The sequence below is a fragment of the Gulosibacter molinativorax genome, from assembly GCF_003010915.2.
In the GTDB taxonomy this organism is placed as follows: Bacteria; Actinomycetota; Actinomycetes; order Actinomycetales; family Microbacteriaceae; genus Gulosibacter; species Gulosibacter molinativorax.
This window is the reverse complement of the sequence record NZ_CP028426.1, coordinates 920,349-946,546: the sequence shown is the minus strand read 5'-3', so window position 1 is coordinate 946,546 and position 26,198 is coordinate 920,349. Positions and strand designations below refer to the sequence as shown.

21 protein-coding genes are annotated in these 26,198 nt (G+C 58.8%); 13 read left to right on the top strand and 8 right to left on the bottom strand.

Annotation, left to right across the window (positions count from 1 at the left end; all coding sequences use genetic code 11):
• Window positions 1-2 precede the first annotated feature (2 nt).
• From GMOLON4_RS04480 to GMOLON4_RS04455, 6 genes are all read left to right on the top strand, one after another.
• Window positions 3-884, top strand: coding sequence for an ABC transporter permease (locus GMOLON4_RS04480; RefSeq protein WP_211222667.1), 882 nt, complete (start codon window positions 3-5; stop codon window positions 882-884).
• Entirely contained in the window at window positions 881-1,717 is an 837-nt protein-coding gene (locus tag GMOLON4_RS04475; RefSeq protein ID WP_026935767.1) for an ABC transporter permease, read from the top strand. The genes GMOLON4_RS04480 and GMOLON4_RS04475 overlap by 4 nt, the downstream gene beginning before the upstream one ends.
• Window positions 1,714-2,811, top strand: coding sequence for an ABC transporter ATP-binding protein (locus tag GMOLON4_RS04470; protein WP_035731451.1), 1,098 nt, complete (start codon window positions 1,714-1,716; stop codon window positions 2,809-2,811). Before GMOLON4_RS04475 ends, GMOLON4_RS04470 begins: the two co-directional genes overlap by 4 nt.
• An 18-nt stretch (window positions 2,812-2,829) precedes the next feature.
• Complete coding sequence (locus GMOLON4_RS04465; protein WP_106486668.1) at window positions 2,830-3,864, top strand: C-terminal binding protein; 1,035 nt, start codon at window positions 2,830-2,832, stop codon at window positions 3,862-3,864.
• The gene (locus tag GMOLON4_RS04460) at window positions 3,861-5,492 is read left to right on the top strand and encodes a thiamine pyrophosphate-binding protein (protein WP_035731454.1); all 1,632 of its coding nucleotides are present in this window, start codon (window positions 3,861-3,863) and stop codon (window positions 5,490-5,492) included. Before GMOLON4_RS04465 ends, GMOLON4_RS04460 begins: the two co-directional genes overlap by 4 nt.
• A gap of 145 nt (window positions 5,493-5,637) precedes the next feature.
• A complete protein-coding gene (locus GMOLON4_RS04455) occupies window positions 5,638-6,555 on the top strand; it encodes an AEC family transporter (RefSeq protein ID WP_026935769.1) in 918 nt (305 codons plus the stop codon).
• Window positions 6,556-6,612: 57 nt separating this feature from the next.
• Here the strand turns inward: GMOLON4_RS04455 and GMOLON4_RS04450 are convergent, their stop codons facing one another.
• The 5 genes from GMOLON4_RS04450 to GMOLON4_RS04430 form a co-directional block, all read right to left on the bottom strand.
• Complete coding sequence (locus GMOLON4_RS04450; protein ID WP_035731574.1) at window positions 6,613-8,031, bottom strand: aminotransferase class I/II-fold pyridoxal phosphate-dependent enzyme; 1,419 nt, start codon at window positions 8,029-8,031, stop codon at window positions 6,613-6,615.
• Between the two features lie 251 nt (window positions 8,032-8,282).
• A complete protein-coding gene (locus tag GMOLON4_RS04445) occupies window positions 8,283-9,083 on the bottom strand; it encodes an amino acid ABC transporter ATP-binding protein (RefSeq protein ID WP_051265939.1) in 801 nt (266 codons plus the stop codon).
• Window positions 9,080-10,054, bottom strand: a complete 975-nt coding sequence (locus GMOLON4_RS04440; protein ID WP_026935772.1) for an amino acid ABC transporter permease — start codon at window positions 10,052-10,054, stop codon at window positions 9,080-9,082. Before GMOLON4_RS04440 ends, GMOLON4_RS04445 begins: the two co-directional genes overlap by 4 nt.
• Complete coding sequence (gene lysA, locus GMOLON4_RS04435; RefSeq protein ID WP_265576770.1) at window positions 10,047-11,303, bottom strand: diaminopimelate decarboxylase; 1,257 nt, start codon at window positions 11,301-11,303, stop codon at window positions 10,047-10,049. The genes GMOLON4_RS04440 and lysA overlap by 8 nt, the downstream gene beginning before the upstream one ends.
• Window positions 11,304-11,389: 86 nt before the next feature.
• Window positions 11,390-12,340: an ABC transporter substrate-binding protein gene (locus GMOLON4_RS04430; protein WP_245575327.1), complete on the bottom strand. Its 951-nt coding sequence runs from the start codon at window positions 12,338-12,340 to the stop codon at window positions 11,390-11,392.
• A 142-nt stretch (window positions 12,341-12,482) separates the two neighbouring features.
• Between GMOLON4_RS04430 and GMOLON4_RS04425 the strand changes: the two genes are divergently transcribed.
• Complete coding sequence (locus tag GMOLON4_RS04425; RefSeq protein WP_084147282.1) at window positions 12,483-14,075, top strand: PucR family transcriptional regulator; 1,593 nt, start codon at window positions 12,483-12,485, stop codon at window positions 14,073-14,075.
• Window positions 14,076-14,080: 5 nt separating this feature from the next.
• On the opposite strand, the gene GMOLON4_RS04420 is transcribed toward GMOLON4_RS04425, so the two are convergent.
• A complete protein-coding gene (locus GMOLON4_RS04420) occupies window positions 14,081-15,160 on the bottom strand; it encodes a PucR family transcriptional regulator (RefSeq protein ID WP_169516440.1) in 1,080 nt (359 codons plus the stop codon).
• A 228-nt stretch (window positions 15,161-15,388) separates the two neighbouring features.
• Between GMOLON4_RS04420 and GMOLON4_RS04415 the strand changes: the two genes are divergently transcribed.
• Window positions 15,389-16,717: an MFS transporter gene (locus GMOLON4_RS04415; RefSeq protein WP_026935777.1), complete on the top strand. Its 1,329-nt coding sequence runs from the start codon at window positions 15,389-15,391 to the stop codon at window positions 16,715-16,717.
• Window positions 16,718-16,757: 40 nt separating this feature from the next.
• Window positions 16,758-18,401, top strand: coding sequence for an amidohydrolase (locus tag GMOLON4_RS04410; protein WP_026935778.1), 1,644 nt, complete (start codon window positions 16,758-16,760; stop codon window positions 18,399-18,401).
• 56 nt (window positions 18,402-18,457) lie between these two features.
• On the opposite strand, the gene GMOLON4_RS04405 is transcribed toward GMOLON4_RS04410, so the two are convergent.
• A complete protein-coding gene (locus GMOLON4_RS04405; protein ID WP_035731460.1) occupies window positions 18,458-19,903 on the bottom strand; it encodes a PucR family transcriptional regulator in 1,446 nt (481 codons plus the stop codon).
• A 142-nt stretch (window positions 19,904-20,045) separates the two neighbouring features.
• Here GMOLON4_RS04405 and GMOLON4_RS04400 point away from each other — a divergent pair, with 142 nt between their 5' ends.
• Both GMOLON4_RS04400 and GMOLON4_RS04395 read left to right on the top strand, forming a co-directional pair.
• Window positions 20,046-21,155 carry an alcohol dehydrogenase catalytic domain-containing protein gene (locus GMOLON4_RS04400; RefSeq protein ID WP_026935779.1) on the top strand — a complete coding sequence of 370 codons (1,110 nt, stop codon included), beginning with the start codon at window positions 20,046-20,048 and terminating at the stop codon, window positions 21,153-21,155.
• Window positions 21,156-21,229: 74 nt separating this feature from the next.
• Window positions 21,230-22,633 carry an APC family permease gene (locus tag GMOLON4_RS04395; protein ID WP_026935780.1) on the top strand — a complete coding sequence of 468 codons (1,404 nt, stop codon included), beginning with the start codon at window positions 21,230-21,232 and terminating at the stop codon, window positions 22,631-22,633.
• Between the two features lie 39 nt (window positions 22,634-22,672).
• Here GMOLON4_RS04395 and GMOLON4_RS04390 read toward each other — a convergent pair whose 3' ends face one another.
• Window positions 22,673-23,557: a LysR family transcriptional regulator gene (locus tag GMOLON4_RS04390; protein ID WP_026935781.1), complete on the bottom strand. Its 885-nt coding sequence runs from the start codon at window positions 23,555-23,557 to the stop codon at window positions 22,673-22,675.
• Between the two features lie 200 nt (window positions 23,558-23,757).
• Between GMOLON4_RS04390 and GMOLON4_RS04385 the strand changes: the two genes are divergently transcribed.
• Window positions 23,758-24,978 (top strand): CaiB/BaiF CoA transferase family protein, encoded by a 1,221-nt coding sequence (locus tag GMOLON4_RS04385; protein ID WP_051265948.1) that lies wholly within the window; start codon window positions 23,758-23,760, stop codon window positions 24,976-24,978.
• Complete coding sequence (locus GMOLON4_RS04380) at window positions 24,975-26,177, top strand: acyl-CoA dehydrogenase family protein (protein WP_026935782.1); 1,203 nt, start codon at window positions 24,975-24,977, stop codon at window positions 26,175-26,177. Before GMOLON4_RS04385 ends, GMOLON4_RS04380 begins: the two co-directional genes overlap by 4 nt.
• The last annotated feature ends 21 nt before the right edge of the window (window positions 26,178-26,198 follow it).

Sequence of the window (26,198 nt, the reverse complement as noted above, 5' to 3'; positions counted from 1 at the left end):
TCGTGACCACGCAAATCCTGAGCATCCCGGACTCTTCCAAGTCCCGGGCACGCACAGGCAAAATGAGTGCCGGAGGCCTTGCGCTTCCGGCACTCATCGCCCTGGGCGTGTTCTTCATCTACCCGCTCGCGCTGATCGTCTGGCTGTCTTTCACGAGCCCTGAGATCGGGCTGGGCCACTACATCAGCCTGTTCACCGACGGTGTCACTGTGACAGTGATGTTGCGCACACTCGCAGTCGGCTTGATCGTCGGCGTGGCTACGCTCATCATCGGTTACCCGTACGCGTACTCGATGACTGTAGTGTCCCCGGCCTGGCGGACTGTGATGATGACGATGGTCATGTTGCCATTCTGGGTGAACATCATCGCACGTACCTTCGCATGGTTCATTCTGCAGAACCGTGGTGGCCCCATCGACCAGTTCTTCCAGGCTCTCGGCATTGAAGGGGTCGTTCTGTTGAACACTTGGGGAGGAGTGGCTGTAGCGATGGTGCAGGTCATGCTGCCATTCATGGTGCTCCCTCTCTACAACCAGATGAGCACTATCGATCGGGGCTTGGTCAAAGCCTCGGCCAGCCTCGGCGCAAAACCGATCACATCCTTCCGCAAGGTCTACCTGCAACTCAGCCTGACTGGGGTGGTGAGCGGGTTCTCCCTCGTGTTCGTGGTGACCCTCGGCTTCTACATCACCCCCGCCCTCCTAGGCTCACCCGACCAGGCGCTGCTATCCCAGATCATCGCCACGAGGGTACAACGACTGCTCGACTTCCCAGGTGCAGGTGCAGCCGGCATGCTGTTGCTCGTTGTCACACTCGTGATCCTCGGCGTTGTGAACTGGCTCGTGCGGCAGGCTAACCCTCTCATGAAGCGAGGCAAATCATGACTGAGAACGTGAAAGTCGGCACAGTTCGGCCGAGTCGGCAGAGGAACCTCCCGATCTGGTTGCGTGCTTGGAACGTAGTAGTGATCGCCCTGCTTATCCTCCCGGTGTTGGTGGTCATCCCTATGTCCTTCTCCGACGCCCGGAACTTTTCGTTCCCGCCCAAAGGTTTCTCCCTTCGCTGGTATGAGAACTTCTTCACCTCGCCGAAGTGGATGGATTCGTTGTTCGCGTCTCTGCAGGTCGGGCTGCTCGCCGCAGTGTTGGCCACCGTGCTAGGCACGCTCGCGGCAGTTGCGATCGCGCGAATGTCGCCCAAACTCAGCAGTTTCCTGTCCAGCATTTACATGGCCCCGATGATTGTTCCCGGCGTGATCTTCGCCGTAGCAATCTATGCGGTGTTCCTGCGCTGGCAGTTGGTCGGGAACCTTTTCGGTTTTGTAGCTGCACATACAATCCTTGCGTTGCCGTTCGTGATCACGTCGGTTTCCTCAAGTCTTAGCGGCTACAATTCCGGCCTCACCACAGCGGCTTCATCTCTCGGCGCTGGCCCGTTGAAAGCATTTTTGACCGTCACGCTTCCACTTATCCTCCCCGGTGTTGTCAGCGGGTTCGTCCTCGCCTTCGTGACCTCATTCGATGAATCAGTCGTGTCACTGTTCCTGCAAACGCCGTACTTGAAGACCCTCCCCGCGAACATGTACGACGCAATCGCTACGGAGATCGATCCGACCGTCTCCGCCGCTGCGACTCTCGTCATCTTGGCGACAACCACAGTGGTCGTGTTGGTTCAGGTGTTGCCTGGACTCAAGAAGAAGAAAGCAAATCAGCAATGACGCAGAAACCAGACCACGGGCAAGCGATCACCGTGAGCAACGTGACGATGCAGTATCCCTCCGCACCGTCTCCCGCTCTCAACAACGTCTCCCTAGACATCCAGCCTGGCGAGTTCATGTCGTTTCTCGGACCCAGCGGTTCAGGAAAGACGACCCTACTCTCTCTGATCGCAGGGTTCGTCAACCCGTCAGCAGGAACGGTCAGCATCGGTGGAGAACCCATTGACGGTCTCAAACCGCATCGCAGGGACCTTGGCGTGGTGTTCCAGAACTACCTGCTGTTTCCACACATGTCGGTGTTTGAGAATGTCGCATACCCGCTTCGGCAGCGCAAGCTGCCGAAGGCCGAGATTCGAGAACGGGTCGCACGGGCGCTGGCGCTGGTGCAACTCGACGCCTATGCAGAGCGTCTTCCGAAGGAACTCTCTGGGGGCCAGCAGCAACGCGTGGCCTTCGCGAGAGCAATCGTCTTTGATCCCCGAGCGCTACTGATGGACGAACCGCTCGGAGCGCTTGACAAGAATCTTCGTGGCGAGATGCAGCGGGAACTCGCGAGAATCCATCGCGAACTCGGGATGACATTCGTCTTCGTCACACATGATCAGGAGGAAGCTCTGGTCCTGTCTGACCGTATCGCCGTGTTCAACCACGGCGGTATCGAGCAAGTGGGCACACCCGAGCAGCTCTACTACCAGCCTGAATCGTTGTTCGTGGCCCGCTTCCTGGGCGATTCGAATGTGTTCACGGGCAGCGTTGACTCAACGTCAAGCACATTCGTCTCACAGTCGGGGACCGCGCCGCTGTTCCCCGAGGAAGCTCAACAGTCGGCCGCGAACGTCCTGATCGTTCGCCCTGAAGCGCTGACGGTGTCACCGCACACGGACCATTCGACTGGCAGCTTCGCTGCGACTATCCGTGAGATCGTCTTCACCGGTTCAAACGTCACCGTTTACATGGAATTCTCCGATGGCACGCCAGGGGTTGCGAAGCTGCCTGCGACAGAGGCTGCAGCCCTCTTGGTAGGGCAGTCGGTCTCGGTGTCCTGGGACCAGGCGCGGCAGCATCTCATTCATGAGGACGGAACACAGGCATGAACCCGCAAGCATCGACCGATGGATGTACCGTTGGCTGAAGCTCGCGCAGTAGGCAGAATGCCCAAGGCGGTCTACACCGAGATCGAGGGTCTTGATATTGCGCCTGGTATCGAGATGCTGCGCGCAGCCGGCTATGTCGTTACGCACGTCCCCACGCGGGATCCTGACGAGATCATCAGGGAAGCGTTCGATGCAGAAGTGCTGCTCATCGATTTCGCTGAACTGCGAGGGGAGACTCTTGAGTCTCTCCCTAACTTGCGCTTGATCTGCGTTGGTGCAATGGGAGTGAGCTGCGTCGACGTCGAGCGGGCGACCGAACTCGGTATCGTCGTCACCCATCTCCCGCCGCTCTCAACCGATGAAGTCGCGAGTCACGCTCTGGCACTCACCCTCCACCTCATCCGCCAGCTTCCGTCCTATCAAGGTTCTGCAGTACCCGAGTTGTGGGACGTTCGCTCTGACTGGAAGCCTGCACGAACGACGGAACTCACTCTCGGAGTACTCGGCCTGGGTAATATCGGCCGCCGATTCATCGACTTTGCCAGCCCGTCCTTCAAGAAGGTCCTCGGATACGACCCATTTGTCTCGGAAAGCCCAGACCGCAACGTGGAACTCGCCACGCTGCGTGAGGTGATTGCTCAAGCGGATGTGATCTCCCTGCATATGCCGCTGATCGACACCACAAGGAACCTAGTCAATGCAGAGTTTCTTGCCTCGATGAAGCCTGGCAGCTACGTCATCAATGTGAGTCGCGGCGGGCTCGTCGATTCCCAGGCGCTACGCGATGCCCTTGACAGGGGGCACTTAGCAGGTGCGGGTCTTGACGTGCTTGATGAAGAACCGCCCTCCATCGGACATGCTTTGGCTGATGCCCCGCGACTCATAGTCACCCCCCATATCGGCTACCTCTCTAATGCCACAGAGCAGTTGTATGTGCGAGTGCAGGCTGAAGAAGCCGTGAACTACCTCACTCATGGCCAAGCAGTTCATCCGGTGAACACCCTCAGGCAGGCGCCGGTAACACCTCACCCATTCGGAAAGGAACACTCATGACCGAGTTCTCCGCAGCACGGCCAACCATCGATCGTAACAACCTTGGCTACGCCATCCTGAAGCTCATCAGGGAGTACGGTGTCGAGACGGTGTTCGGGATTCCTGGCACACACAACCTTGAGTTTTACAGGCACTTGGGGCGTCTTGGGATCCATCCCGTCACTGCACGTCACGAACAAGGGGCAGGGTACGCCGCGGATGCTTGGGCTCAGCGTACCGGACTGCCTGGAGTGGTCATCACGACCTCTGGCCCAGGCCTTCTGAATGCACTCGCATCTGCTGGCACGGCTTACTGCGAATCACGTCCGATGCTCGTTCTCTCGCCTGGTGCTCCTCGGGGATCTGAGTTCAGCGATATCGGTACCTTGCATGAGACTAAGGATCAGCTCCGCTCGGCAGAGGGCGTCTTCGAGATTGCGCGACGAGCCAATAGTGCGGAAGAGGCGTTGCAGACGGTCCACGAGGCGTTTGAACTCGGCAGTTCGGGCCGCCCTCGCCCAGTGTATTTGGAAGTCCCCCTCGACCTTCTCGAAGCCGAAGTCGATTCCCGTGTTCTCCAAGAGGTGCCAAGGGCCCCCCGAGACAAGGACATGCCGGCACGTGAAGAGATTCTCGGCGCAGCCGACCTGCTCGCCAGCGCTCGACGTCCGATCATCCTCGCAGGAGGCGGAGCAACCGGAGCACGAAGCGAGCTTCGACAGGTCGCAGAACTTCTGCATGCACCAGTCCTGACCTCCATGAACGGAAAGGGGGTGCTCCCAGAATCCCACCCGCTCAGTATTGGATCAGAACTGCGGCTCGCAGGCGCACTCGAACTGGTCGCAGCAGCGGACGCGGTTCTGGTGGTGGGATCTAAGCTCGGAGTCGCAGAGCGCGCCGGAATGGAACTTGTGGCGAACGGCCCAGTCGTCCGGATCGATATTCTCGACAGCCAACGCGACAAGAACTTGCAGGCCGCCCACGCGCTGATCGGTGACTCAGCAGTGACACTCGCGACGCTCGCTGAGGAACTGCATACACGAACCCTCCAAGCTGCACCTCAAGCCACAGACGAAATGCGAAATCTGCTGGCTCGTGAGGCCGCGGAGCATGATCCCGTGTCTGCCGCGGTCGCCGCACGCATCATATCCGCGCTTCCCGCTGACGTAATCCTCGGGGGTGACTCCTCCCAGATCGTGTACAACGGCATCGGCAGCAGATTCCGTGTTGAAGAACCCGCTTCGCTCATCTATATGGGAACGTACTGCACTCTGGGATATGCGCTCCCAGCTGCCATCGGGGCGAAGATCGCCGAACCATCCCGAACTGTCGGCGCGGTGGTCGGCGATGGTGCCCTTATGTTCTCCATCCAAGAACTACAGACCGCCAAAGAGCAAGGTCTCGACATCTTTGTCATCTGCGTCGACAACGGCGGATATGGCGAGATCAAGCAGAACGAAACCGACCGGGACATTGCCCCCGTTGGCGTGCAGCTATCGCAACCCGACTGGCCACTTGTCGCTGAAGCATTTGGCGGATCCGGCTTCGCAGTGACGGATCCCGTGGACCTCGAAGACACGATCCGCGAAGCCGTCGCAAGGAAAGGTGTCACCCTCGTCCATGTGCCCCTCGACCTGTTCCAGCCCTGAACAGGAACGGGGAACTGCACGAGGTCACGTAGCAGGTGATGCCCGGCTCCGACTGGTGACACAGGACCTGGGCACGTAGCTGTGCACGCACTCACGCGTGCGCGCACAGCTACTCGGACATGCTCGCGAGAAAGGAATGGTTGCCGTGAGCATCCTGTTACAAGCGATACTGCCAGTGTCGGCGCTGCTAGTCCTCGGGTATTTGATCAAACGCTTCGCGCTCCCTGACGTCGGCTCATGGAAAGCGCTCGAGTGGCTAAGCTACTTCGTGTTCGCGCCCGCAATCCTCGCCACCTCGATCATGGAAACCGATCTCGCCGGCGCACCGGTGCTCGAGATGGGTTCCGTGCTGGTCATTGTGAGTCTGGGCGTGGTAGCCCTGATACTCATCACGGGAAAATTCCTGCGGATTTCGAGGTCACGGCTGTCGTCGATGACCCAGGGTGGGATTCGATTCAACGTATTCATTGGACTCACGATCGCCTCTGTCGGATTCGGCAGCACTGGCGTGGCAGTATTCGCCATCGCAGCAGCGATTCTTGCCCCCTTCGTGAACCTCGTCGCGGTCGCCACCCTGACTGTACTGAATCCGGACGCTGCCGGTTTCTGGGCGAGACGGCTCGCGAAAGAGGTGTTTGCCAATCCTTTGATCGCGGGGTGTGCGATCGGAATCGCGCTAAACCTCTTGAACATAGATCTGCCCGATGCGTTAGCGGTACCCGTCAATCTGCTTGCAGCACCTGCTCTCGCGTGCGGGACGATTGTCGCCGGGGCGGGAATCGTGCTCACCTTCGACTTCAAGGAGAGCTTGGCGATACTGTTCACAGTTGCGGTGAAGCTCCTTGTGCTTCCGGTCGCCGCGGTGCTCCTGGCAAGAACGATGGGCCTACACGGGCTAGAGGTGACCATGATTGCGCTCGTCTGTGCACTACCCACGGGCCCGGGAACCTACATGCTCGCCATGCGAATGGGTGGAGATGCCAAACTCATGGCATCGATTACCGGCGTACAGACCCTCGTATCTGCAGCCACGATTCCGCTCATACTCACCCTCGTACAGTAAAGAAGGCAACCCACCGACGCGCTCTACGGGCGTCGAGGGGTCGCCACGAGTATGGGTTTAGCCGCCCGTGATGACTCGAACTGTGTCAACCAACGGATCAGGGGCACCCCGCACATAGCCGTCGGGAGTCGCGGCGACTGCTCGGAGATAGTCGATTACCTCAGTGGTGATCAGTTCGCCCGGCAGCATATTCGGCACGCCTGGCGGATACGCAGCGAGAGCACTCGCAGCAATCCTGCCAATCGAGTCCTGCCACGAAACCACCTCTGTGTCGGCGAAGTAAGCGTCTCGAGGAAGCATCTTCAGCGTTCCGGGAACGGGGAGAGGCAGGGCCTCAACACGTCGCCCTGAAGCGGCTGCCTCGGTGGTGCCAGCATCCGCAGTTTCATTGAGCGCAGCGAGGATGAGGTCATGGTCGATGACTTGGCCCGCCCCGAGAATCGCTACGACCGTGTTGTCTGTGGCCATCTCGAAGCCGATGCCATGAACATCGTTCATGTGGGACTTTACCCAGTTGCCATCCTGTCCGGTGCAGCTGATGTCGATCACGACGTGCAACGGGTCGAGGGCGACGATATCGGCGAACTGGCTATACCCTGAGTCGAGGAGCGAGAAGCGGGGGTCGTGCTCGATTGCCTCGCGGAGCCTGCGCGCACTGTCGATTGACCGGCCGATCTGCTCGGTACCCGTTTCAAGCGAGTGTCTCGAGATATCTAGCGATCCGAGTAGTAGTGAGCTGGGCGAAGTGGAGGCTGTCATGCTGAACGCGCGATCGACGAGGGGTTCGAGCACATCGGCGAATTCTCCCTCTCCGAGGTGCAGCATGGCTGACTGGGAAAGGCTGCCGCCGAGTTTATGGTTACTCGTGACCATGAGGTCGGCCCCGAGACGGGTGGGTGTCTCGGGGAGGTCTGGATGGAACCCGAAATGTGCGCCCCACGCGCAATCAACGATCAGGGGCACTCCATGGTCGTGCGCGATATCCGCGAGTTGTCTGATGTCTGCAACCGTGCCGAAGTAGCTCGGCGACACGAGGTAGATCGAGTGCACAGGCGCACCCTGCTCCTCAGCTTCTTTGAGTGCATTCGCAAGAGTGACAGGGTGCACGCCGTGGGAGATCCCGTGCTCGTGATCGATGCTGGGAAGCATGAACCTGGGCTCGAGTCCTGCCAGAATGATGCCATCGCTCAGGCTTGAATGTGCGTTTCGTTGAGCAAGTATGCGGGTGCCCAGTCCGCGAACGGCGAGTGTAGCCATGCGGTTAGCCTGTGAGGCACCGTTCGTGAGAAACCACGTCCGCCTGGCACCCCATGCACGAGCAGCGAGCTTCTGGGCTTCAACTTCCGGGGAGTGCGGGCCGAGATCCACGCCGTCCAGTACCCGAGTGAGATCACAGGACAACGCCTCAGCTCCAACGAAGTCAGCGAGGTTGGCTGCGAGCCCTTCAGGAGTCATACCGTGTCCTGGGATCTGCATACTGTGTGGGTGGGTGAAGGCATACCAACGTACGGCATCTGCGTACGGCGTCCCAGATGCCTCTGGCTGGGGAGCTATCGAAGTCTTCATCGGTATTCCTTTCGATGATTCGGGGTTAAACCGTAAGGTATTGCAGATCCCAGTAGGGGAACAGAAGGTCGAGCGCCGCGTCACTGGGGTCAGAGAGATGGTGCGCAGTGCAGGTGCCGCGACGCGGGACCTGCACTGCGCACCATCGAGGAATCCTGGCGTTAGGTGACGCTGTCGATGAAGGATCGTGTGCGCTGACGCTGTGGGTTTCCGATGACTTCTTCGGGTGAGCCCGACTCAACGACGACACCGCCATCCATGAACACGACCTGATCGGCAACTCCGCGCGCGAACCCGATCTCGTGCGTGACCACGATCATGGTCATGCCATCTCGGGCGAGTTCTTTCATGACATCGAGCACATCTCCCACAAGTTCCGGGTCGAGTGCTGATGTGGGCTCATCAAACAACATGAGTTTCGGTTCCATTGCCAGCGCGCGGGCGATGGCAACACGCTGCTGCTGCCCACCAGACAATTGCGCTGGATAATGCTTGGCGAAATCGGACAAGCCCACGCGCTCCAGAAGCTCGAGGGCACGCTTGCGCGAAGCCGACTTGGGACGTCGGGCGACACCGACCGGCGCCTCCACGACATTCTCAAGCGCTGTCATGTGAGGGAACAGGTTGAAACGTTGGAAGACCATCCCAATGCTCTGCCGTTGCTTAGCGATCTGTTTCGGGGTCATCTCGTGGATGACCTGGCCGCTTTGACGGTAACCGATCAGATCGCCGTCGACGATGATCCTGCCTCCATCGATACTCTCAAGATGGTTCACGCACCGAAGAAGGGTGGACTTCCCAGACCCGGAGGGGCCGAGGAGGACGGTGACCGTGGCTCGCGGAACCTGCAAACTGATGTCCCGTAAGACCTGGTGAGAGCCGTAACTCTTCCGGACTCGACGAATGTCGACAAGCGGTGAGAGATGTGCGGCGTCTGGACGCTCGCTGAGGTGATGTGTCATGGGATCTCCACTACTTCGGTCTGCGGGGCAGGCTGCGGGTATTCCTTCTTGGAAAAACGAGCACGAAGCTTTCCAAGGGGCGTCACCCGCTGGTTCCGGGTGGCCCCTCGGCCGAAGTGACGCTCGAGATAGTACTGAGGAATCGACAGGATGCTTGTCATGGCGAGATACCACAAGCTCACTACGATCAGGAGCTCGACCTGTTTCAGGTTCGAGGAAGAAATGATCATTGCCTGCGTGTACAGTTCCAGCACAGCGATGACTGACAGCAGTGAGGTGTTCTTCAGCATGGAGATGAGCTCGTTGCCCATCGGAGGAATGATCACGCGCATTGCTTGGGGTAAGACGACATGTCGTAGCGTGTACACCGGCGACATGCCCAGAGAGAACGCAGCCTCACGTTGGCCTTCGTCGATCGAGAGCATTCCGGCTCTGACGATTTCGGATGAGTAGGCAGCTTGGTTCAGCGTCAGAGCGATGATACCTGCCATGAGCGGTGTGATCAGTGAGTTGGTGTTGACCTGCCAGAACACCACATCTGTGAGAGGAATTCCTAGAGTGAGGTTTTGAAAGAGCAGTCCCATGTATCCCCAGAACACGATCTGCACCAGGATCGGTGTTCCGCGGAAAGCCCAGGTGTAGAACCAAGCCAGGCTGTAAAACACCGGGTTCTCCGAAAGCCTCATGGACGCGATAATCACTGCCAGCACGGTAGAGACCACCATGGAAACGACGGTGATGAGGAGCGTCAACCCGATCCCGGAGATGATGCGAGGATCGAAGACGAATTCACCCACTGTTGCGAAATCAAGGTTCGGATTCGTGACAATGATGTACGCAAACCAGGCGACGATCAGGAGGATCAGCGTCGCCGCAACCCATCGCCAGGGATGCCGCAGCGGCAAGGCGGTGACATCATCGTTGCCGTTCAGGTCCTCGGCCGCTCCCGAAAGGATCGGTGTGCTACTCATTCGGGTGTCCTTCCTCGTAGAGGTGAAGCGCGAGGAGTTCGTCGAAGGTCTCCCGACGCGTCACCAGACGCGCATGTCCGGCCCCCACGAAGACGATCGCAGGACGCAGTGCACCGTTGTAGTTGTTTGATGTCGTGTACGAGTAAGCCCCGGAACCGGTGTAGGCAACTACGTCACCGATCTGCATCCCGGGGAGGCGAGCGTCTCGGGCAAAGACGTCACCGGATTCGCACTGTCGGCCGACGACGTCAACCACATCGGCTGCGAGGTCATTCATCCGGTTTGCGGCGATGACTTCGTGCGGCTCACCGGCGACCGAGATGTCAAGCTGATCAGCGAGCCCGCCGTCGATGGCGACGAAGTGACGTCCTGTGTGCTTGACGCTCACTACTTGGTACAGCGTCACGCCTGAGCGTGCCACAAGTGATCTTCCTGGTTCGATGATGAGTTTCGCATCCGCTGGGAGATGCTGTCTGGCTTCGTCGGTGATCGCATCGAGGTATTCCTCGACCCCGGGGGCCGACTGCCCGAGAGCGTACTTCACACCGAGCCCTCCTCCCACGTTATAGATCGGAAACGAGCCGAGCGCAGCAGCCTTCCGCACTGCTTCGGCGAGCTGTGCGGTGTTGAAGATCTGCGAGCCGATATGGACATGGACGCCGACGACATCGAACATCGGGTGAGCCTCCATGCGTGCAACAGCACGAAGTGCCTGATCGTAGGGCAGCCCAAACTTCGAGGTAGAGCCTCCGGTCTGAATTGCGGCATCCGTGTCAGCGTCGATGTCAGGGATCAGACGGATCAACACCTGTTGCGGACGTGTAAGCAGACGCTCAAGGCGGGATATCTCGTCGAAGTTGTCCACGATGATCGTGCTGACACGATGTTCCAGGGCGAGCTCAAGCTCCTCGTCGGTCTTTGCGTTTCCATGGAAGTAGATACGGGAAGGATCGCAGCCCGCCCGGATCGCGAGGAGCAGCTCACCGGCTCCAGCGACGTCGATGGAGACGCCTTCCTCTTGTGCGAGTCGATACATCGCCGGAACAGGGAAGGACTTTGACGCGAAGAGCACCTCCGAATTCGGCCATCTCTGCCGCAGGCCTTGAACGAACCGTTGCGCTTGGGCCCGGAGTCCTGCCTCGTCGTACACGTGCAACGGGCTACCGAAGTCCGCGATCAGATCCTGCGCCGAACAACCTCCGAGGTGAAGCATGCCGAACTGATCAACCGTGGAGAACTCAGGAAGCACCTCCCAAGTTTCTGAATCGATCACATCGGTCCCAGTGCAACTACCGGCCCGTACTTCAGGACTTACCACTCCCACGGGATACTGCACTACAGAGCCTTGCCCTGGTTGATTTCAGCGCTCTCGACAGCGAAGTCGCTCAAACCGTTCCGATCCAGGATCTCCTGGTAGGTGCCCTCTTCGATCAGTTCCTGGAGTGCTGCTTGCAGGGCCTCGACCAGCTGCTCATCCTCTTTCAGGATTCCGATGCCGGCGTAGACCGGGCTGAAGCCTGCAGGTGCCTCCGGGTCTCGCACGACCTCGAAGACCTCGCCGTCGTTGGTGTTCTCGGCGAGCCATTCTGCGACGAAGCCATCGGTGACAAATGCCACGGCACGGCCGGCTCGAACAGCAGTATGCACATCAGCATCCGTGGGGTACTCGACCACATTAACTGGCGTGTCCCCGCAATCGTGTGAGCGCAAAATATCACCCTGCACGGTCGATGCACCAACGGCAACGTTCAGGCCACAAAGATCGTCGAGCGTGCTTAACCCCTCCGGGTTGCCCTTCATCGCGACGGTCTTGAAACCTCCGAAGAGGTAGTTGACGAAGCTCAGGGTTTCTTGACGCTCGGGAGTATCGGTCATGCCGCCCATGTAGACGTCGATCTTGCCTGCTTGCAGCCCGGGAATTGCGGTAGAGAACGGTTGTTTGATGATCTCTGCCTCGACGCCCAGCTTCTGCGCCAAAGCGCGAACGAGTTCGGGGTCGTATCCGACCGCTCGGTTGTCCTCGTTGAGGTCGGCCATCGGGGGATAGGGGAACTCTGATCCCATCTTCAACACGCCCGATTCCTGAATCTCCTCCGGGAGGAGGGCGGTAAGCTCTGGGTTCGCTTCGGTCGACGGCTCTTCGCCGATCGGGAGACCCAGTTCGCTGTCACCAGCGGAACCGCCTGCCGCAGCATCGGCGTCGCCCGAACCGCCCGCACATCCGCTGAACAGCAAACTTGCGGATACTGCCAAGGCAGCGACGGAAATGATCCTCTTGCGCATCATGTGATGTGTCTCCTTTGACTCTCCGGCACCACTGAAGGTGTAGGTGAAACCGGTAACGCGAGGCACCTCGGACAGGTGCCTACGAGTCAGAATAGGAACGAGGGGGAGTTGGTATCTTGTGCAAAACGGATAAAATTCGGATATGCAGTTAGAGGATGGTCTAAGTGGTGGGGAGCGTCAGCAGCACATTGATGAGCTGATCGGGTTGCTTGGCGCCGACTCCGTTGCGCGAGTGACACAGGCCGGCGGCGATCGAGTTGTCAAACATATCGAGTTCTTCGAGTCCGTCGGTGAGCTTCCCGACAGCCCAGGCACACTGCTGCTCTATGGAGTGCGCGCAGAGGATCATATGGGCGAAGCGAGAGAGGTGCTCTCCGCAGCCTCGAGATTCGGATACTCAGGGGTCGCAATTAAAGGGGAACCTAGGGGTATCGAGTACTGGAAGGGTATCGCTGAAGAGTTCGGTCTCGTGCTCATGAAAGTGAACATCACGCTTTCCTGGCGTACGTTCGAAGCGATGCTGGCATATGCGGCGGGCGAACAAGTAGGGGACATCGACTACCTTGCGGGGAGTCCTCTCGACCTGTTATCCGGAATCGTGAATGAACTTGCCGGATACCTGGGAGGATCGGTCGTAATCGAGGATCTGGGCAGACGGCCTGTGGTGCATTCGACGGTCCCCGGACAATTGATCGATGCGCTTCGAACGCAAACGATCTTGAGCCGCTCCACACCGCCTTCGCCACAAGACTCGGAGCAGTATCAGGCCGTTCTACAATCTCCGGTCCCAATTCTGCAACCGAAATTGCCCAGAGAGGCGTTGAGGACAGCGGTAGCGGTTCGTGCCGGCACCCGCCCTTTAGGAAGCATGTGGGCCATCCTTCCTGCCGATCCAGGCGCGCAGTGGCCTGATATCGCGGACAGAATGAGTGCTTCGGCATCGCGTGCCGCAGGCGTCATGCTTGACTTGCTCCGTTCAAGTGAAATGGGCGTCAAAGACCGTGCACAACGCCTTCGTCGAATACTTCGTGCGAATACTGTCTCAGACTCGGACCTGACGGAGCTTGGGCTCAGCGCTACCCAAGGTCTCGCCTTCATCGCTTTTGATGCTGGGAGTCAACCGCAACCAGGGGAGCTGGACGCTTGCCGCGCCATGGTGCAACAGCAGCTGCGCCTCTTGCATGCTGAGGCGCTCACCGCAATCGAAGGCACCAAGGTCATCGCGCTCGTTGAAAGCGGGTCGGCTGACATGGTTGCGGCCAACGCTTCGAAGGTGCAATTGTTGCTCGAGCGGTCGCTCGGGCTGCACACAACGGTTGCTGCATCAAATATCGTCCGAGAAGCAGCTGAGTTAATTGCCCAGCGCCGCTTGGTGGAACGTCTCCTCCGGGCAGCAAGCCAACGTCCTCTACCCGTGAAACGCCAGGTTCTCACGATCGACTCGATGCGAACCCAGTTGTTTCTCTCAAGCGTAGCTGAACTAGTCGCGGCGGATTCTGACCTGACGCTCCCGGGGATAGCAGGAATGGTGTCGACGGACCCGGATACTGCAGACTCGCTACTTGCCTGGATTGCTTCAGGACAGAACGTGACATACGCGGCAGAGGAACTCGGAGTGCACAAGAACACTGTCCGATACCGGCTGCGGAAAGCTCAGGAACACTTCGGTTTCAACCTCAAAGATCCGGATGAAGTGCTTGCCATCTGGTTGCAGTTGACTCTGAACCTCAAATGATTCCGTCAGCACCAGGCGAGTACGAGCGCTGCCGCGTCACGGGGGGACGACAGGTCGATGCCGGTGACTTCGCGGAATCTTTGCAAACGGTTCGAGACCGTGTTTCGATGGCAGTACAGGGCTTCAGCGCAAGCAGTGAGGCTGCCCGTGCGCAGGAAAGCTACAGCGGTTTCCATGAGCCGTGATCGCTCGGTCAATCGGCACTGGTCAAGTGCCTCGTTTGCATCGCGAGCCAGGCGTTGGCGGAGCGGTTGGGTTGTGGACATGCTTACGACTCTGTGCCAGCCCGCCCGCCAATCGAGCGCTCCGAGATCCTCCGGCCTGCGCGACTCCATCAACGCGCTTGCAATAGCTGCAGCAGCCTTCACGCCCACGATTCCATTCGGCGAGATGTCGACGCCGATAGCGAGCTGGTGCAAATCAAAAAGAGTGCGTTCCACCTCACTCCCTGGAAGGTCTGGGGCGAACCCGAACGCAACGATGCCGGCACCTCGGTGTTGAGTATGGAACGGGTAGCCGAGGCGGCTCATATTACCCAGGATACGTTGTATGGCCAACGAATGATCAGGTGAAGCTGCATAGACGCGTATTGGTTTCGAAGGGGGAAGTCCGAGTTGGTGGGAGATATCCGCCGCCTCCATGGGTTGCAGTTCGTTTCCTCCGATCACCCTCGCCACGAGACGGTGTCTTTCTGAGGCCTGATCGGTTTCTATTCGATGCCGCTCCGAGAGATACGCCTGTTCGAGCTCCGCAGAGAAGGAATCCACTACGCGCATAATGAGCCGCGTCTTTATCAGGATAAGCCGAGCGTCTTCCGGACACGACGCAGACTCGATTGACTCCCAGATCAGCATAAAGTCAATACGCATTGCCGCCATCAACGAAGCGAGCGGAATACCGATCCTGGCCCGTGTGACCCCTATCTCACGTGCCACAGCACGCGTACGCTGTGGGTCTTCAGAACGGACCGCTGCGATGAGTGCTGAAAAGGCTGCACGGGCGTGCAAGGCCATTTCCTCCCGAGGGAGCGGCGGGGGATCGTATCCAGGAACTTCTGCAAGATTCGCCATGAAGGCGTCAGCCAATGCGCTCGGATCCAACGACCCGAGTAGTACGGTCCATCTATCCTCTGCTGAGCTGTCCACACCGAACCTCCGATAGGAATCAAACACCAAACCAGGCATGGAGCACAATTTTCCACGAAAGACCGCGTGGAATGCCCGCTTATTTTGTCTTGTCTACATGATTGCATGACTGTGTCGCTAACTGCGGCGTGATGATCAGCACAGGTACTCAATGATGAGGAGTAGACCATGAGCCACCCCGGGACCACGGCAATAGAAACGGACGCTGTTCGGCATATGACTGATGCCGAAGCGCGCAAAGTCACATTCGGAGCGCTTCTGGGCACCGCGATGGAATGGTATGACTTTTTCCTCTTCAGCGCAGCCTCGGCACTCGTGTTCAACATCCAGTACTTTGCGGTGGGCGATGCCACTTCCGCGGCACTCGCATCCTTTGCAACCTTCGGTGTCGGCCTCGCTGCCCGTCCCATCGGTGCGCTCATCTTCGGAAGGATGGGCGACCGTGTCGGACGCCGAAAGGTGCTTCTGATCACAATCGTCGGCATCGGGATCGCGACAGGACTCATCGGCGTATTGCCGACCTATGCAGCCATCGGTATCGCAGCACCAGTGCTCCTGGTGCTGCTCCGCGTGGTGCAGGGGCTTTTCATGGCGGGCGAATGGTCAGGCGCCATCACTCTGGTGGTCGAGAACGCACCCTTGGAACGACGAGCCTTCTACGCTGCCATTCCCCAGCTCGGTTCTCCCATCGCCACAATCCTGTCATCGGGGGGATTCTTCCTGCTCACGTTGACGCTTTCGCAAGAGAGCTTCGACTCCTGGGGTTGGCGGATCCCGTTCCTGGCTGCAATTCCATTGCTTCTGGTCGCCCTCTATGTGCGCACTAAGCTCTCCGAGTCTCCCGTCTTCCGAGAGCTGGAGGAACGCAATGAGATTCTGACTTCTCCGATCAAAACCGCCTTCAAAGAGCAGTGGAGGCAGATCCTTGTCGCAACGATGACGGGGACGCTGGGCTTAGCGGGCTTCTACCTTGTGACAACCTTCTGTGTTTGGTACGGCGTCAATATGCTCGGATACTCAGCTGGATTGATGCTGCTCGCAAGTCTCATCGCGGCCGCGGTCGAAATCCCGGTGCTTATCCTGGCAGGACGCTTCGGCTCGAAGCACGGTGCCAGCCGCGTGGTGATCTGGGGCTCATCAGCTGCGATACTCCTTTCCCTCCCTGTGTTCCTCATGTTCAGTTCGGGGGTTCCTGCCCTCGTGGTCACGTCAATGGTCGTAGCGGTCAGCGTACTTGCGCTTCCGTTCGGAGCCTCCGGTGCCGTCATCACCGGACTTTTCTCAGCGAAAACTCGAAACAGCGGCACTAGCTTGGCGAACAACTTCGCAGGAATGATCTCAGGTTTCATTCCTGTGCTCACGACCAGCTGGGTCGCCGCCGTCGGGGGACACTGGTGGCCCGCAGTGGCCATGCTCGTCTTGCTGGCGGTGCTCACCGGAATTTCTGGACTCCTGGCGCCCCGTATGAGCGTTGCCATTCCGGGCTTCAAACACTGAACCCTGATCCCGCCTTACAACTGGAGATGAAGAACCCGGCATGAAACTGGATCTGCTGCTCAGCGCGGGCACTATTCTGACACTCGACACTGACCGTCCCACTGCCGAGAGGGTTGGTGTCCTCGGCGGTCGGATTGTCGGGTTCGATGAAGAAATTGATGGCCTGGAGGCTGCGCGTACGGTCGATTTCGGATCTGGAACGATCACACCGGGACTGATCGATGCACATTGTCATGCAATTTGGTGGGGCCTCAACCTTGCTCAGGCGGACTACTCGCATATCCGAAAACTGGAAGACTTCTTCGAGGTTCTGTCCGAGCAGGTGTCACGGATCCCAGCTCAGCCTGACCCTGGACGCTGGCTGCTCGGGCACAGTTTCAACCAGTACAGCAGCGGTTCCGAGTATCCGCGGTTGGAAGAGATCGACCGAATCACAGGCAATGTGCCCCTGTACATCCGGCATGCCTCCGGTCACGCCGCGATAGTCAACTCTGCCGCGTTGAGAATGATCGGCGCACTCGAGCCCGGATTCTCAGATCCGACCGGAGGTGTTGTTTGCAGGGATGAGTCTGGCCGCCCCACCGGACTCCTCGAAGAGGCTGCGCAAGCGCTCGCGCAAGCGCACATCCTGCCATTCCCCTTGAGCGAACTCGTCGATGCGTTAGACGAAGCGACCAATAGGTTCGCAGCACAGGGCATCACCAGTTTCGGTGAAGCGGGGATCGGTGCAGGTTGGATTAGCCATAGCCCCGTCGAGTTCGCCGCGTACCAGCAGGCGGTAAGCGAGGGGCGACTACATGCGCGCGCACAACTCATGCCAGTGCTTGACGCCTTGCAGCCGTTATCAGCTCATCAAAGCGACTTCTTCGGGGCTGAGGAGAGCATCGGTCTGTCGCTCGGAATCGGGTCAGGTTTCGGAAACGCCTCGCTGCGTCTGGGGCATGTCAAGGTGTTCCTGGACGGGGCACTGGTGTCAAAGACGGCTGCAGTGAGCGATGTGATGTGCTCGCACGGTTCCGGACACGGGTACCTCCTGGGAGAGCCAGCTGAGTATCGAAGGCGAACGCTCGCGGCGTATCGGGCAGGTTGGCCGCTCGCGCTCCATGCGATCGGGGACATCGCGATAGATCTTGCCCTGGATCTCATTGCCGAGGCGCAGGAGAAGTATGGGCTCCTGTCGGTTCCCAACCGTATCGAGCATTTCGGGCTATCGCGTCCTGAACAGGTGGAGCGCGCAGGAGCGTTGGGTATCTCCGTCGTGCCCCAGATGGGTTTCATCCGTGACCTGGGTGATCAACTCATCGCCAGCGTCGATCCGGAACGAGAATCGTGGCTGTACCGGGGCCGATCAGTAATCGACGCAGGAGCCGGCCTCATCGGGTCATCTGACCTTCCGGTCATTGGCAACAACATCCGGATGGCCATGGACGCAGCTGTGCAGCGGACGACATCATCAGGGCGTGTGTTGAATAGTGCAGAGCGTATCGATCGATCTGAGGCTCTCCGAATGCATACTGTGTGGGCGGCACACGCTATGGGGCTATCCGATGATCGAGGCACCCTTGAACGGGGCAAGCTGGCGGACTTTACCGTGTTCTCAGGAAACCCCTTGACTTCATCGACCATGCAAGAGCTAGAGATTCTCGCCACCTTCGTGGGCGGCAAAGAGACATACGCAAAGTAGACGCCATCGCCTGCGAAAGGAGCGGACCGTGGAGTGGTGGGTGCCTCGGCCAAAGTTCATTTAACCGGAAGCGCGCGCAATGCCAACCACAATGTGGCTCTGCCATCAGCGGTATCAAGATTCACTTCGGTGGCCTCTTCGATCACGCTGAGTCGGCCGACCAGTGTCTGACGGTGGATTCCTAACGCGGCAGCGGTCACACGATGCACGCCATGATGTAAGAGATAGAACTCCAGCGTTCTCAGGAGCTCTTGATTCTCAGCGGTGGAATCGACCAGGCGGCCAAGTACGCCGGACAACTGAGTGAGTTGCAACTGGTTTAGCGAGTTGACCACGTAGGTGATCGACGGCAACGCCGAATATGACCGGACCGGAACTCGTTCATTTCTGGCAACCTGTAAAGCGTGCATTGCTTGTCCGGCGCTCCGGCGGAGATGCTCGACTGGGACGGGCTCTCCCACCCCGAGATGTACGTCCTCAAACCTCTCGCGGGCTTGTGCGGTGACAAACGCTGATAACGAAGGAATGAGATCTTCACGGACGAAACCGAGCATCACGCCCTGAGTGAGCGCAAAAATATCCTCGCCGTTGGTCTCTTCAATCCACTCATGCAAGAGCCGGTTGAGGTCACTGATGCGGGCACGAGAGCTCAGTGCGAACGCTGCCAGGGGAGTAGTCGGGATGCCCCATCTCTGGAGTATCGGCTCTGCAGTGGTTCTGCCATTCAGGAGCGACTCGAGTAACAGTTCCCTGCCGATCATTTCAGATTGTTTAGGTCGCTGTTTCCTGACGATGAGATCAAGCAGTCCCGCCGCATGCGCTGCTAGATCTCGCTTATGACTGCTTTCATGATGCTCTCGAGACGCTACGACGAGATAACCGGCGAGATCACCATCTGTGCCGACCTGGTGCGTCTGTATGCTCTTGTGCCTGACGCGAACTTGGCGACCGAAGGCCACGGCGAGCGCATCATCAATGTGAAGCCTTCCTGCTCTCGCGCTCGCCATGAGGTGACCTTGCGCATCCAGCAGAACGGCCCACCCTTCGATCCTGTTCGCGAGTTCGCTGACTACGGCTGGCACCCCTCCGATCCGGGCCGTTCGTGTCATTGCACGAAGGCCATGCACGATGATGCGATCGTGTGCCGCGGCGTCCTCCGCAAGGAGGGACTGGATCCTCCACCGCAGTGAATCACCGGTGAGGGACGCCCTAACGATCGCTGGCTGTTGTTCCTCCTCCTCGAGAAGCTCTCCTAGAGAAACGAGCGATCGAGGCGTTACGATTACCGCTCCTTCGCGTGGTTCGTCTCGTTTTCGCTCTCGTTTTAGCCAATCTGGGAGATTGCCCATATCGAGTACCAGAATGACGCCGTTCTCCCGATTCGGAGGCACATAGTCGTCTTGCGTGGTGAGGAGCCCTTCGACCCTTGTCAATCGGTCGACATTAAGTAAATGCAAGGTTCCTTGCGCGGCCCGTGCGACTGCGTCCAGATCAACTGTCACCACTCATGTGTACCACACGGTACAGATGACTGGCTAGACATGCCAAAGATGTCAATGACAATCGATCCAGAATGCTACTACTTTGGCGTCACCAAGGGATTCATAAAATCCCGTTGCTGAACGGGCGGAAGTAGGAACATTCATGAAGGCAGTCATCTTTCGCAACCCAGATGAGGAACTCAGCTATGAAGATGTCACGCTCGATCCGCCCAAGGCTGGTGAGGTCAGGGTTCGAATCGCTGCCGCGGGGGTGTGCCACTCCGACTTGCACGTCAAGCGTGGAGAGTGGGAGTCTCCTGCTCCGCTCGTGATGGGTCATGAGGGGGCCGGTATCGTAGTCGAGCTTGGTGAGGGTGTGACGTCTTTGGCGGTGGGGGATCATGTTGTACTCAGCTGGGTTCCACCTTGTGGACGCTGCCGGTACTGCCGGCAAGGACACGAAGTGCGCTGTCAAAAGGTCGCAAAGATCATCACCCCCAAGGGGGTGCTCTTTGATGAGACAAGTCGTCTGAAACGGGCCGCTGATGGAGATTCACTCCATCATTTCCTCGGCGTCTCCTCATTCGCTGAGGAGGTGGTTGTCCCAGCATCCGGGGCGATTAAAGTGCGCGATGACGCGCCGCTCGATGTGGTCGCGTTGGTGGGTTGTGCGGTGGCGACCGGAGTGGGGTCTGTGCTGAACACTGCCGGAGTGGAGCCAGGCTCGTTGGTCGCGGTCATCGGCTGCGGGGGTGTCGGGTTGAACGTTATTCAAGGCGCCGTGCTCGCTGGAGCGGAGCGCATCGTCGCTATCGATGTGATAGCTGAGAAGGTGGAGGTTGCGCGGCAATTCGGTGCGACGGACACGATCGTGACTCCCGACGGCGGAGCCGTCGAGAGTCTCCTCGATCTTCTCCCCGATGGCGTTGACTATGCGTTCGATGCGATCGGGCACACGAAGACGACTGAGCAAGCGATTCAGATGCTCGGTCTCGGAGGTAGTGCTGTCCTTGTTGGTCTACCGCCGAACGGTTCCCGAGCGTCGTTCGAACCGTTGCTGCTTGCTGACGCTGAGCAGCGCATTCTGGGCTCCAACTATGGCTCCATACGCCCTTCGATCGATATCCCAGCTCTTGTCGATCGATACATGGATGGTCAACTCAAACTCGATCCGCTGATCTCTGGACGACGACCGCTCGAGGAAGTGAGCCAGGCTTTCGATGACCTGGCCGGAGGCAAAGCGCTACGCACACTCCTCATCCCGCCAGCCTGATCACAGCCCCTTACATGTGGCGCCCAGATGAGGCGCCTCCATCCGCGAACCAGCCATTACAGAGAGGTAATGCAATGTCCGATACCAGCAAACCGCAGTTCCGACGAACCCTTGGCCCCGTAGGACTCACCCTATTTGGAGTGACCTACATGACCATCGCGGTCGTATTCACCACATACGGCGTGGTAAACCAGGTCACCGATGGGCACCTCGCCGCCGCCTACACGCTCGCCATTGTCGCGATGCTCTTTACCGCAAGCAGTTACGCCACCCTCGCACGGAAGTACCCCGTTGCCGGATCCGCTTACACGTATACCCAGCAGGCGTTCGGAGGTTTCGCCGGGTTCATCACCGGCTGGGTCATCCTTCTCGACTATCTCTTCATTCCGATGATCAACTTCATGGTGATCGGCATCTACCTGCACACACAGTATCCAAGCGTGCCGGAATGGGTATTCACCATTGCCGCACTCCTGCTCGTGCTCGTGTTTAATCTGCTCGGCATTTCCTTTGTGAACCGCGCGAACTTCGCGATCATCGCACTATCCGTACTACTTGTACTCGTCTTCATGCTGCTGGTATTCAAGCAAGTCCTTGGAGGAGATACCTCTGTCGGACTTCTCGAGCCCTTCAGTTTCGGTGAGGGAGGTATCGGCGCGATCGCCTCAGGGGCCGCCATCCTTTCGCTCTCATTCCTCGGGTTCGACGCAGTCTCCACGCTCTCTGAAGAAGCGAAGAATGCTCGGCGAGACATACCCCGTGCGATTTTCGCTTCCACCCTGGTCGGCGGGCTCCTATTCGTCCTTGTGGCCTGGACCGGGGGACTTGCGTACTCGCCCGATTGGGCAACGCTTTCAACTGAAGACGTGGATGCTGCCGGAGTCACGCTGGTGGGTGAACTTGGTGGCGCACCGTTCACCGCATTCTTCATCGCCGTCTACGTGGTCAGTAGCTTCGGCAGCGCAATGACGGGCCAAGCCTCAGTTTCTCGGCTCTTGTTCGCAATGGGAAGAGACGGGGTTCTCCCAAGGCCCCTAGCCAAGCTGCATCCGCGCTTCGGGACTCCATTCATTGCGGTCATCGTGGTCTCACTTCTTGCAATGTCCAGTTTGGTGCTGGACCTCAATACGGCGGCGTTCATGATCAGCTTTGGAGCGCTCGCAGCGTTCGCGATGGTCAACCTCTCCGTGATGAAAGATCTCTTCTTCAGCAGACAAGGTAGGGAACGACGCACTCTTCGGACGGTGCTGGTGCATCTCGTATGCCCACTCATCGCCTTCGGGCTGACCGTTTGGCTGTGGACTTCCCTCGACCCCTTCACATGGATCGTCGGGGGCATCTGGAGCCTCTTGGGTGTCGTGATTATCGGGATTGTCACGCGCGGCTTTCGGCGACCTGTACCAAAGTTGGACTTCTCCGGAGAAAGCCCGACGACTACGCAGATCGATCAACTCGGGGAAACTTCTGCACCCCGTTGAACCGGACCCGATCCGCCGAGGTACTCTCGGCGGATCGGGCTACAGGACCTCCGCTGCCAATGAAAGCACCGTTGAGAGAGCAGGATTACGCGAATCGGATCGCCATGCCATCCTTAAAAGCACCTTTTCGAAGGGATCTGCCACGGGCAAGAAAGAGAAGCCTGAGGTATGCGTGTTCTCCGCGACAGAGGAGATGGTGAGGTGGATGCCGACTTCTGCCGCGACGAGCGAGAGCGCCGTCCAAGTGTCTGGGGCGACCTGTGCGATCAGGGGGTCAAAGCCGGCGGCGTGGCTGAGCCGTAGCAGCCGGTCGGTGAGTACTGAACCGGGGTGTGCAGGGAGCGTCACGAAGTAGCTGGTGGAGAGCTGATCCATACGAACCGAGTCGGAGCCAGCAAGTGGGTGTGTCGCTGGGACCGCAACCACCAACTGCTCATTCAGCAGCACCCGTGACATGATCCCTTCAGGAACGAAATCCCACCTTCCGATAGAGATGTCGGCTTCGTCGTTCAGGAGCCGGTTGATTGCAGGCTGGGCAAAGTTCTGGCTCGAAAGCTCGATCGTCAGCTTGGGGTAACGTTGCCTCGACGCGCGCGAGAGCTGACCTACGAGGACCTGGGTCGATGCGCCAGCAAACGCGATGCTGACGCGTCCGAGCTCCCCGCTTTGGGCTGCGTGAACATCATGTGCCGCATGCTGCAGATCGCTGAGGATCCGACGAGCAGGTCCGAGCAGAGCCTCTCCCGCAGCCGTGATCTCCACGGAACGAGTCGTGCGGCGGAACAGCTCGGCGCCGAGTTCCTTCTCAAGCGCCTTGATGGTTCGACTGACCGGAGGCTGAGCAAGATGGAGGCGGTCGGCGGCGCGCCCAAAATGCAGTTCCTCAGCGACCGCGACGAACGCACGAAGGTCTTGGATCTCCATCCCGCAATGATAACACCACACGCATATATAACCCTTGATTTCCTCCCTCTCTGGTCTAAGTGTGGAGCGGCAGTTGCTGGCGTATATATGCGTCAGGGGTATTTATTTGGAGAGAATAGGTATTTGACTGTCACTAATGACTGCTGGGAGAGTAAAGGCATCATGTACGGCTCGAAGGAAGAACGGTCCTGAGGTAGACGGTGAAAGATCGCAGCAGACTCGAAGAACTCCTCGCGCGTTCGTCGAAGGGGCCGCTGAGCGGCATAGTCATCGCAGATTTTGGGAGGGTGCTGGCAGGCCCATACTGCACCATGCTTCTAGCGGACATGGGGGCGACAGTGATCAAAGTCGAGAGCCCCGCCGGAGACGAGACTCGCGCTTGGATGCCCCCGGAACACGAGGGGCAGTCCACCTACTACCTCTCAATCAATCGGAACAAGCTTTCGATCAAGCTCGACTTCAGCGATCCTGATGACCTCGCGGTTGCCCGTGACCTTGCTGGGCGGGCGGATGTTGTCATTGAGAACTTCAAACCGGGGGGGTTGGAGAAGTTCGGTCTGGACTATCAGAGCGTGACATCGATCAACCCCACGGTGATCTTCGCGTCGATCACCGGATTCGGCACGGCCGGAGGCGCAGGCCTGCCAGGGTACGACTTGCTTGTACAGGCTGCCTCAGGACTGATGAGCCTCACCGGCGCTCCAGATACGGAACCATTCCGTGCGGGGGTCGCCGTCGTGGATGTGTTTACGGGGATGCACGCTTGCATCGGTATTCTCGCGGCGCTCAACCATCGACAGGCGACCGGTGAAGGGCAGCGGGTTGAGGTAAACCTCTTGAGCTCGGCCCTTTCTGGCCTCGTGAACCAAACTGGTGCGTACGCCATTGCTGGTGTCGTTCCGACTCGCATGGGCAATGAGCATCCGAGCATTTACCCCTATGAGCCGATCGCTACCGGGGAGGGTGAAATCGTCCTCGCAATCGGCAACGACAGGCAGTTCCGAGGGTTGTGCCGAGAACTAGGCATTCCCGAACTCGCAGAAGACCCCAGGTTCGCTGCGGCTCCAGACCGCAGCCGAAATCGGCTCGAGTTACGGCCATTGCTAGAACTGGCGCTCGCACAAGCCGCAGCATCAGAGTGGTTCGAACGTCTTACTGCTGCAGGCATACCCTGCGCCCCGATTCAAGACATCGCCGCCGGCGTGCAGTTCGCAGAGCGCATCGGTCTCGACCCGATCATTCACGCAGGACACGAGGCGGAGTCGCTGCCCGGCATTCGCCATCCGATCGCCTTCTCGCGAACCCCAGCTACCTATGACAAGGCGCCTCCGGGGCTAGGAGCTGACACAGACCTAGTCCGTCGTTGGCTTGCAGGCCCGCTGGCACCCACATTGACCGCAGCAAAGGAAGCAACAGCATGAGTGCACTCAATAGCTCAAACGTGAATGTCGATTTCTATGAGGTGGCCGACTACCTCAACGACGAGGATCGTGCGCTCGTTGCAAAGGTGCGTGCCTTCGTCGATGCTGAGGTCACTCCTGTCATCAATGACTATTGGGAACAGGCCGACTTCCCCTATCATCTCCTTCCGAAGCTCGGGGAACTCGGCATCATCGGAACGGCCATTGAGGGATACGGGTGCCCAGGTCTCACACGGCTGCAGGCTGGACTCGTCGCCATGGAACTCTCCCGCGGAGACGGCAGCGTAAACACTTTCAACGCGGTGCACTCCGGTCTCGCGATGGGCACGATCAATCTGCTCGGTAGTAAAGAGCAGAAGCAGCGGTGGCTGCCGAAGATGGCGAAGCTTGAAAAGCTCGGTGCTTTCGCGCTCACCGAGCCGGATCATGGCTCGGACTCTGTTGCTCTCGAATCCTCTGCACGGCTCGACGGTGACCATTACGTCCTCAACGGTTCGAAGCGTTGGATCGGCCTCGGCCACGTTGCGGATCTCGTGATTATCTGGGCGCGGGACATCGCGGACAACAAGGTCAAAGCGTTCATCCTGGAGAAGAATGAGGATGGCAGCTACCCGCAGGGCTACCAGGCAGAAGCGATCCAGGGCAAAATCGCGAAGCGAGCGATCCAGCAGGCACAAATCACCTTTGAAGACCTACGAATTCCGGTCGAAAACAAGCTCGAGAAGTCACAGTCTTTCCGCGACGTGGGAGCGGTGCTCAACCGGACGCGCAGTACCGTGGCCTGGGAGTCGCTCGGACATGCCACCGCGGCATACGAAGCAGCCGTGCAATACACGTCTGAACGGGTACAGTTCGGTAGCCCGATCTCGCACTATCAGCTCGTCCAGAACAAGCTTGCGAACATGCTCGCTGACCTTACCTCGATGCAGCTCGTGTGCTTCCGTGCCGGTGCGCTGCAGAACGAAGGCCGACTGAGCAACGAACAGGCATCACTCGCGAAAATGCTCACCGGCGACAGAGGACGTCAACTGTGCCGAGACGCACGGGATCTGCTCGGAGGAAACGGCCTGCTGCTTGAGAACCACGTTGCCCGCCACCTCACCGACATGGAAGTCGTTCACACCTACGAAGGCACGGACTTCATCCAATCTCTGATCATCGGGCGAGAGATCACCGGGGTCTCGGCATTCAAAAGCTAGGACGAACTCACAATAAGTAAG